Annotated in this window: 10 protein-coding genes; 5 read left to right on the top strand and 5 right to left on the bottom strand. The window is 71.9% G+C overall.

Translation table 11 applies throughout. The features are described 5' to 3' along the window. Nucleotides 1–42 precede the first annotated feature (42 nt). Both ACFWDI_RS36705 and ACFWDI_RS36700 read right to left on the bottom strand, forming a co-directional pair. A complete protein-coding gene (locus ACFWDI_RS36705) occupies nt 43–432 on the bottom strand; it encodes a VOC family protein (protein WP_385310936.1) in 390 nt (129 codons plus the stop codon). A 69-nt stretch (nt 433–501) separates the two neighbouring features. Next, the gene (locus tag ACFWDI_RS36700) at nt 502–684 is read right to left on the bottom strand and encodes a hypothetical protein (protein WP_385310909.1); all 183 of its coding nucleotides are present in this window, start codon (nt 682–684) and stop codon (nt 502–504) included. A 101-nt stretch (nt 685–785) separates the two neighbouring features. Here ACFWDI_RS36700 and ACFWDI_RS36695 point away from each other — a divergent pair, with 101 nt between their 5' ends. Beyond that, on the top strand, nt 786–1,421 hold the full coding sequence (locus ACFWDI_RS36695; RefSeq protein WP_385310907.1) for a TetR/AcrR family transcriptional regulator: 636 nt from the start codon (nt 786–788) through the stop codon (nt 1,419–1,421). A 60-nt stretch (nt 1,422–1,481) separates the two neighbouring features. Next, nucleotides 1,482–2,348 (top strand): oxidoreductase, encoded by an 867-nt coding sequence (locus tag ACFWDI_RS36690; RefSeq protein ID WP_385310905.1) that lies wholly within the window; start codon nt 1,482–1,484, stop codon nt 2,346–2,348. Nucleotides 2,349–2,387: 39 nt separating this feature from the next. Here the strand turns inward: ACFWDI_RS36690 and ACFWDI_RS36685 are convergent, their stop codons facing one another. Further along, complete coding sequence (locus ACFWDI_RS36685) at nt 2,388–3,227, bottom strand: NAD(P)H-binding protein (protein WP_385310903.1); 840 nt, start codon at nt 3,225–3,227, stop codon at nt 2,388–2,390. A 99-nt stretch (nt 3,228–3,326) separates the two neighbouring features. Between ACFWDI_RS36685 and ACFWDI_RS36680 the strand changes: the two genes are divergently transcribed. Both ACFWDI_RS36680 and ACFWDI_RS36675 read left to right on the top strand, forming a co-directional pair. Further along, nucleotides 3,327–4,274, top strand: coding sequence for a helix-turn-helix transcriptional regulator (locus tag ACFWDI_RS36680; protein WP_385310901.1), 948 nt, complete (start codon nt 3,327–3,329; stop codon nt 4,272–4,274). Between the two features lie 216 nt (nt 4,275–4,490). Next, the gene (locus tag ACFWDI_RS36675) at nt 4,491–4,997 is read left to right on the top strand and encodes a DinB family protein (RefSeq protein ID WP_385310899.1); all 507 of its coding nucleotides are present in this window, start codon (nt 4,491–4,493) and stop codon (nt 4,995–4,997) included. A gap of 8 nt (nt 4,998–5,005) precedes the next feature. Here the strand turns inward: ACFWDI_RS36675 and ACFWDI_RS36670 are convergent, their stop codons facing one another. Next, on the bottom strand, nt 5,006–7,024 hold the full coding sequence (locus tag ACFWDI_RS36670; protein WP_385310897.1) for a HelD family protein: 2,019 nt from the start codon (nt 7,022–7,024) through the stop codon (nt 5,006–5,008). Nucleotides 7,025–7,067: 43 nt separating this feature from the next. Further along, nucleotides 7,068–7,700, bottom strand: coding sequence for a TetR family transcriptional regulator (locus ACFWDI_RS36665; protein ID WP_385310895.1), 633 nt, complete (start codon nt 7,698–7,700; stop codon nt 7,068–7,070). A gap of 89 nt (nt 7,701–7,789) precedes the next feature. Between ACFWDI_RS36665 and ACFWDI_RS36660 the strand changes: the two genes are divergently transcribed. Next, nucleotides 7,790–8,761: a zinc-binding dehydrogenase gene (locus ACFWDI_RS36660; RefSeq protein WP_385310893.1), complete on the top strand. Its 972-nt coding sequence runs from the start codon at nt 7,790–7,792 to the stop codon at nt 8,759–8,761. Nucleotides 8,762–8,779 lie beyond the last annotated feature (18 nt).

Genomic DNA, 8,779 nt, shown 5'->3' with positions numbered 1-8,779 from the left:
GTCGACCCTGGTCACAGGGCCCGTTTGCGCGATGTCGCCGGGTCAGGCGCCGACGGGGGCCGTCCACTCGACGAGCTGGACGACGACGCCGTTCGGGTCGGTGACCTGGAAGAGCCGCTCGCCCCACGGCTCCTCGCGCAGCGGCATCGTGATGGGCGCCCCGGCCTGACGCAGGCGCTCCTCGTGTTCGGCGATGGCGCTGACGGTGAACGCCACGATCAGGCCGGCGGCGCGCTGGTCGCGCTGCTCCGGGGGGAGGACCTCGGTGCCGCGCCGGAGCAGCACGAGGTCGACGGCGGCGTCCTCGCGGGCGAGGGAGGCGAAGCCGTCCGCGGCCATGACCTGGTGGTAGCCGAAGTGGGTGGTGAAGAAGTCGCTGGAGGCGGCGACGTCGTCGACGGTCAGGGACACGGTGGAGGCGGTGATGTTGATGAGGGGCTCCATCTGTGACGGCGGGGTGTGGGCTGGTCGTGCAGGTGGAACGGAACGTGCGGGCGGGGCTCAGGGGGTGCGGCGCGCACGGGCGTTGACGCGGGTCGGCTTGATCGCGCGGGCGGCCGTCGCCATGTCCCCGCGGGAACGTGCGGGGGTGGGGGCCGGGCCCGTCCCACCGCGCCGGCCGGCCAGGAACGCGGCAATGGCGGGGTTCATCTCGGCGGTGGTGGCACTGATGGTGCGGCGCATGCGGGTTCCCTCCCAGACGTAAACTTACGACGGAGGTAAACTTATACAGAGGGCTGAACGTTCGTCAAGAGAAAATTTACTCCGGTGGTAAAGTTGCCCCCATGAGTGTTGAACCCACGGGCCTCCGCGAGGCCAAGAAGCTGGAGACCCGGCAGCTGATCTCCGACCACGCCACCCGCCTGTTCATGCAGCAGGGCTTCGAAGCGACGACCATCGCCGAGATCGCCGCCGCCGCCCGCGTCGCCAAGAAGACGGTCACCAACTACTTCGCCCGCAAGGAAGACCTCGCCCTCGACCACCACGAGGCATTCAGCAACAGCCTCGCCCTCACCGTCGTGGAGCGCGCCGACGGTGAATCCGCCCTCACCGCCCTGCGCCGCGCCTTCGATGCCGCGCTCGAGAGCCGCGACCCTGTCGCGGGCTTCGCCGGACCGGCCTTCTCCCGCATGATCGCCGACAGCCCCACTCTCACCGCCCGCCTGCGCGACCTCCACGACCAGCGCGAACACGCCCTCGCCCACGCTCTCGCCACCGCCGCCGACGCCGCCCCCGACGACATCACCCCCCGCGCCGCTGCCGCCCAACTCGCCGCCGCCCACCGCCTCCTGTTCACCCGCATCCAGGAACTCACCCTCGCCGGCCACGACAACGACCACATCGCCGCCACCCTCACCGCCGAAGCCGCCCACGTCTTCGGCCGGCTCGAACCCGCACTCGCCACCTACGCCACGCGTTGACCCCACTGCGGGCGGACCGGGATAACGTCATGCCTCCCGTTCCATGACGAAAGGGAAAAAATGGCCAGCGCCACCCCCGCCGGTACCCTCACGCTCGCGGACGACCTCACCATCAGCCGCATGGGCTACGGCGCCATGCAACTGGCCGGTCCCGGTGTCTTCGGGCCGCCCAAGGACCGTGACCAGGCCATCGCGGTGCTCCGCGAGGCGGTCGACCTCGGCGTCACCCACATCGACACCAGCGACTACTACGGCCCCGTCGTCGTGAACGAGATCATCAAGGAAGCCCTGCACCCCTACCCCGCCGACCTCCACATCGTCACCAAGGTCGGCGCCCGCCGCGGCGACGACGGCTCCTGGAACGCGTCGCTGGATCCCGACGACCTCAGGGCCCAGGTCCGCGAGAACCTGGAGCACCTCGGCCTCGACACCCTCGACGTCGTCAACCTCCGCATCGACTCCTTCGAGGGCACCTCCGACGAGTCCGTCGCGGAGCAGTTCGGCGCTCTGGCAGAGCTCCGGCAGCAGGGGCTCATCCGCCACCTCGGGCTCAGCGGTGTCTCCTCGGCGCAGCTGACCGAAGCTCAGGCCATCGCCCCGGTCGTCACCGTGCAGAACCTCTACAACCTCGCCACCCGGCAGGACGACGACCTGGTCGAACGGTGCGCGGCGGAGAACATCGCCTTCGCTTCGTTCTTCCCGCTCGGCGGCATCAGCCCGCTCCAGTCCGAGACCCTCACCAGCGTCGCCGCCCGTCTCGAAGCCTCGCCGCAACAGGTTGCCCTCGCCTGGCTGCTGCAGCGATCCGCGACGACGGTCCTCATCCCCGGCACTTCGTCCGTGGCCCACCTCCGCGAGAACGTCGCCGCAGCGAGCCTCGAACTCCCGGCCGATGCGGTCGCGCAGCTCGACGCCATCGGCCGATAGCCCCCGCCACGGACGCCGTTGTGCGGTGCAGGTGGCCGGTCACCTGAAAGCCGCGATGTTGCGCACCGCCCACTCGGCGAAGGTCCTGGGCCCGCGGCCCAGGATCCGCTCGACGTCCGGGCTCACCCGCTGCTCCGCGGCCGTCGGCTCGCCCAGGATGGTGAGGGTGCCGTCCACCACGGGCTCCGGCATGAACTGCACCATCTGCGCCCGCGCCTCGGCACGGCTCAGCTCGACGAAACGTACGGAACTCCCCAGCGCGTCCTCGATGGCGTGCGCCTGTTCGCGCGGGGAGACCGGCGCCGGGCCGGTGAGTTCGTACGTGCGGCCCGCATGACTCCCGTCGCGCAGCGCCGCGGCCGCGACCTCCGCGATGTCCGCCGGGTCGATGACCGGCAGGCCGATGTCGGCGAAGGGCGCGGCGACCGTCCGCTGCGAACGGACCGTCTCCGCCCATGCGAAAGCGTTGGAGGCGAAGCCGCCCGGCCGCAGGACCGTCCAGTCCGGGCCCGCCTGCTGGACGGCGTGCTCGAACTCCCGCAGATGGGCGTGGGAGAGGGACTCCGGCCGCGTCCCCACGCCCAGGGAGGAGAGCAGGACGACCCGGCGTACCCCGCCCGCCTTCACGGCGTCGAGGATGCCCTGCGGGTTCAGGTTCTCGCCGTCGGCGGAGACGAGGAGGAAGAGCGCATCGGCTCCGTCGAGTACGGGCTTGAGCCGCTCGGGTTCGGCCAGGTCGGCCTGCCGGTGGAGTACGCCTTCCGGTGCCGATGCCTCCGAAGGCCGCCGCGAGACGGCCGTCACCTGCTCGCCGGCGGTGGTGAGGGCCTGCACGAGCGAACGTCCGACGTTCCCGGTGGCTCCTGTTACGACGATCATGGTCAACTCCCGTTTCCAGTCCGAAGTTTCGGTTCTGATGCCATCCTGAAGACCAAACTGTCCATCTTCTGGCCAGTTTCCGGAGGAGAGTGATCTGCTGTGAGAGCTGATCGTCTGGTGGCGACCCTGCTGTTCCTGCAGACGCGGGGACGGGTGACCGTGGCCGAGGTGGCCGCGGAGCTGGAAGTGTCCGAACGCACCGCCCGGCGCGACCTGGAGGCGCTCGCGACCTCCGGCATCCCCGTCTACTCGCAGCGCGGCCGCGGCGGCGGCTGGTCACTGGTCGGCGGGGCCCGGACCGACCTCACCGGGCTGACCGCCGACGAGATCCGGGCGCTGTTTCTCGTCGCGGGACCTTCGTCGGCCACGCCCGAGCTGCGGACCGCGCTGCGCAAGCTGGTGCGGGCGCTGCCGTCGACGCTGCGGTCGGGAGCGGAGGCCGCTGCGAACGCCGGTGTCACGGACGACACGGACTGGTCGCGCTCCCCCGTCACGGCCGCGGCGCCCCAACTCGACGCGCTCCAGAGGGCGGTGGTGGAAGGTACGCAGATCCGCCTCGGATACGCACGCCCCGGCAGGCCCGCGGGCGAGCGTACGGTCCATCCGCTCGGCCTCGCGTCCAAGGCGGGCGTCCGCTATCTCGTCGCGGGTACGGCCCACGGCCTGCGGACCTTTCGCCTCAGCCGCGTCACCTCGGTCACCCCGACCGGCGATCCGGTCGTGCGGCCGGACGGCTTCGATCTGCCCACGGCCTGGCGCTCCCTCGCGGCGGGAATGGAGGACCGCATGCTCGCTGCGACGGTACGGGGCCGGGCGGAGAGGGGTGCCGAGCCGGTCCTGCAGGGGCTGTTCGGCGGACGACTGAGGATCGGCCCGTCGTCCCTTGCCGACGGCCGGCTGGAGATCGAGATCGACGGCCCGTCACCGGAGATCGTGGCGGCGCAACTGGCCGGGCTGGGAGCGCGCGTGGAGGTCCTGGACCCGCCGGAGGCCAGGGAGCGGCTCGCGGAACTGGCGGCCGAACTCGCGGCCGTCTACGGGCGGTGAACGCCGGTGGTGTTCCTCTCGTCGCACCAGCGATCAGGCAACGGAGCATCAGGAGTATGCGGGAGGATCAGCCAGGACGGCCGTACCGGCAATCCGCCGTATCGCCGAACCGGCACACCGACGTACGCCCGAACCGCCGTACCGTCGACCTCCGTACCTCCGTACCTCCGTACCTCCGTACCTCCGTACCTCCGTACCGTCGAGAGGAAATCCGCAGTGCCCGTCGAACGCATAGGCCCGCCCCTGACCGGAGGCGAGCGCGAAACGCTGCGTGCCTTCCTCGACTTCCACCGCGCCACCCTCGCCATGAAGGCCGACGGCCTCTCCGACGAGGATCTGCGCCGCCGGTCCATGCCGCCCTCGACGCTCTCCCTGCTCGGCCTGGTGCGGCACATGGCCGAGGTGGAGCGCAGCTGGTTCCGCCGGGTGATCAACGGGGAGGACATCCCGCTCGTCTGGTCCGACGAGGGCGACTACCAAGTGGCGTACGAGGCGAGCGAGTCCACCCGCTCGGAGGCTTTCGAGGCCTGGCAGACGGAGGTCGAGCACTCTCGCCGGATCGAGGAGCGGGCCACGTCCCTCGACCTGACCGGCTACCAGGCCAGGTGGGGCGAGGACGTGTCGCTCCGGCTGGTGATGCTGCACATGATCCATGAGTACGCCCGGCACAACGGCCACGCCGACTTCCTCCGCGAGGGGATCGACGGCACGGTGGGCGCGTAGGGCGTGCTTCAGAAGTCCCGCCGCGCGAGCTCCGGCGGCAGCGGGCGGCTGTGCAGCACGTCCAGCCGGGACACGGCCCGCGTCAGCACCACGTACAACCGGTGCAGGCCGCGCGCTTCCGCGCCGGCGATCGCCGCGGGCTCGGCGACGACGACATGGTCGTACTCCAGGCCCTTGGCGAGCGTCGCGGGCAGTACGGTGACGCGCGCGTCCGCCGTGAGGTCGTCGGCCGTGGCGGTCGCGATACCCGCCGTGGCGAGCACCGCGCGCAGCCGGTCCGCCTCCGGCCCGTCCGCGATCACGCCGATCGAGCCCTCGTGGGCCAGCGCCGCCCGTACCGCGCCGACGGTCGCGGCGGCGACGTCATCGACCCGCCGGATCGTCAACTCGCCGTCGCCGCGCATCGACCGGGCCTGCGGCACGTCGACGTCCAGTGCGCGGACCAGCCGGTTGGCGAGGCCCACGATCACCGCCGGTACCCGGAACCCCGTCGTCAGCGGGACCACCGCCGCCTGCTCCTTGCCGAGGTGCGCCAACTGCTCGGGCCAGCTCCGGGCCGCCCACGGCGTGGTGCCCTGTGCGAGGTCGCCGAGCACCGTCAGCGAGCCGAAGCCGGCCCGGCGGGCGATCGCCCGGCACTGCATCGGCGAGAGGTCCTGCGCCTCGTCGACGACGATATGGCCGTAGCCCTCGGGACGTTCGATCAGACCGGCGAGCTCGTCGAGGAGTACCAGATCGGCCGCCGACCACTTCGCCGACCTGTACGAACGCGGAGGCCGGGCCCAGCGGATCGCGTCCTGCTCCGCCACCGTGAGGAGCGGGTCGACGGGGTCGGTGAGCAGCGCGGCCAGCACCTCCTCCGGCTGCGTGCGCGGCCAGACCGTGTCGACGAAGGCGGAGACCGCGCGGGCCCGGCCGACCTTCTGCACCCAGATGTTGCTCACCGGTCCGGCCCGGCGCTCCGCCTGGAGCTGGATGGCGCGGACGGCGCGGGTGCGGACGCGTTCGCGGCCGACGGCGTACGGCGGCGCCTCCGCCCGCACCTCGGCGACGATCCGCTCGAGCTCGTCGAGCGGGATGCGCCAGCGGTACGAGCCGTCGGGGACGGCCACCGGCTCGGCCGGCGGCGCCACCCTCGCGTACAGCGCGCGATGCAGAACGGCGGCCATCCTGGCGTCGTGCTTGACCACCGCGGCGGCCTCACCGTCCTGGGCCCGCACCTCGTGGCGGGCGATCTCGACGTCGACCGTCGACTGGCGGATGCCGAATTCGCCGAGCGAGGGCAGCACCTCGGAGATGTAGGAGAGGAAGGTGCGGTTGGGTCCGAGGATCAGCAGTCCGCGGCGCTGGATGCGCTGCGGGTAGGTGTACAGGAGATACGCGGCACGGTGCAGGCCGACGGCGGTCTTCCCGGTGCCCGGGGCGCCCTGGACGCAGACGGAATCGGCCAGCCCGGACCGTACGAGATCGTCCTGCTCGGGCTGGATGGTGGCGGCGATGTCGCGCATCGGGCCGACCCGCGGGCGCTCGATCTCGCCGGCCAGGATCGCGCTCTCGGCCGACTCGCCCGCCGTCAGGTGCTCGTCCTCGAAGCTGGTCAGATCGGCGGAGTCGCCCTTGCTCCAGGGCGCCCAGCCGAAGCGGCGGCGTACGGCGACGCCCTGCGGGTCGCGGGCGCCGGCCTGGTAGAAGGTGCGCGATACGGGGGCGCGCCAGTCGACGACCAGGGGCGGGGCGGAGGGGTGTTCGCTGATGCGGCGGCGGCCGATGTGGTAGCGCTGCCCGTCCTGGAGGTCGAGGCGGCCGAAGAACAGCGGGCTGTCCGGTCCCTCGGCCAACTCCTTGGCCCAGCTGCGCAGTTGGTAACCGAGAACCTCGGCGTCGGCACCGGAGGCGAAGGCGTTCTCGCCGGTGACGACCCGCTGCGCGGCGCCGTCGACCATGCCGGTCATGGCGGCGCGGCAGGCCTCGTGGAAGGTCCGTTCCTGAGCCAGTTCCCTGGCGAGCGCGTCATCGGGTGCCGTCATTCCATACAGAATAACGTAACCGAGTTACATTTTTAACCGAGATTCACTCGAGGCCGCTGCGCAGCTGGTCGAAGGCCAGTCCGGCCGCGGCGACCGCGTCGGGTCGGACCTGTTCGGCGCTCTCCCCCGCCTCGATCCGCCGCCAGTTCTCCTCGGCGAGGATCCGCTGTACGGCGACGATCTGACCGGCGGCCAGGCGCGCGCCGAGACGGCCTGCCCCGGCCGGGAGACCGGCGGCACCGAGGGCTTCGGCCAGCGCCTCCTCCGACCTGCCCTGGTACGCGTACAGCCGCGCCACCAGGCTCGGCGTCCCGTACAGCAGCCGGTGGTAGGCGAGTACACCTTCCTCGCCACTGAGCCCGGTGATCGGGTCGCGGCGCTCCAGCCCGTCGAGGAAATGCCGGTGCAGGGCGTCCAGCGGAGAGACGCCGGCGGGCCGGGCCGCCACCACGCGGGCCGCCTCGTCCTCGTGGTCGGCGAACCGGTGCAGCGCCAGGTCCTCCTTGGCGGGGAAGTACCGGAAGAGGGTCGGCTTGGAGACATCCGCGGCGGCCGCGATCTCCGCGACCGAGACCCGGTCGAAGCCCTTCTCCAGGAAGAGCGCGATCGCGGCATCCGAGATCGCCCGGTACGTCTGCCGCTTCTTGCGCTCCCGCAGGCCCATCTCACCGCTCATGACTGAGAAGCGTACGCAGTCGGAGTTGACCTCAATCGCAGTTGAGGTTCCAGACTGCCAACAAGCTATCGATTTGAGGAGTGAACGGCATGCGCGTGGCACAGGTGAAGGAATTCGGCGGCCCCGAGGTTCTGGTCACGACGGAGGTCCCGGATCCGGTGGCGGGTCCCGGCGAGGTGGTCGTGACGGTCTCCGCGGTGGACACGATCTTTGTGGAGACGCAAGTGCGGTCCGGAGCCTTCGGCGAGCACTTCGCGGTCCAGCCGCCGTACGTCCCGGGTGGCGGCATCGCCGGTACGGTGCGCGCGGTCGGCGAGGGGGTGGACAAGGCGTGGACCGGCCGCCGTGTCATCACCGCGCTCGGCTTCACCGGCGGCTACGCCGAGCAGGCCGTGGCCTCCGCGGCCAAGCTGGTCCCCGTCCCCGACGGCCTCGGACTGCAGGAGGCCGCCGCCCTGGTCCACGACGGCGTCACGGCCGGCGCGCTTTTGGAGTCCACCGGCCTGGGCACGGGCGAGCGGGTGCTGATCCTGGGCGCGTCGGGCGGCATGGGCACGCTGCTGGTGCAGCTCGCGAAGGCCGCCGGGGCGGAGGTGGTCGGAGTGGCCCGGGGTGAGCGGAAGACGTCCCTGGTACGGGAGTTGGGCGCGGACGTGGTCGTGGACGCGACCCGGGACGACTGGGTCGCCCGGGCCCGCGCGGCGCTGGGCCCGGCCGGCGCGGACGTGGTACTCGACGGGGTCGGCGGCGCTCTTGGCCTGGCCGCCTTCGCGCTGACGGCGGACGGCGGGCGCTTCTCGGCGCACGGGGCGCCGACGGGCGGCTTCGCCCCGGTGGATGCGGCGGAGGCAGAGCGCCGTGGGATCAAGCTGCTCGGCATCGGGGACGTACAGCTCTCGGACGAGGAGTACGTGCGCCTGGCGGCGAAGGCCCTGGAGGATGCGGCCGCGGACCGGCTGCGCCCGGTGATCGGCGGCACGTTCCCGCTGACGCGTGCGGCGGATGCCCACGCGGCGATCGAGGCCCGGACGCTGCGGGGGAAGGTGCTGCTGACGACGTGAGAAGCGGCCCTGGCCCCC

This window comes from Streptomyces sp. NPDC060064 (assembly GCF_042736455.1).
Lineage (GTDB): Bacteria > Actinomycetota > Actinomycetes > Streptomycetales > Streptomycetaceae > Streptomyces.
The sequence above is the reverse complement of the archived record's forward strand: the minus strand, read 5'-3'. Positions and strand labels throughout refer to the sequence as shown.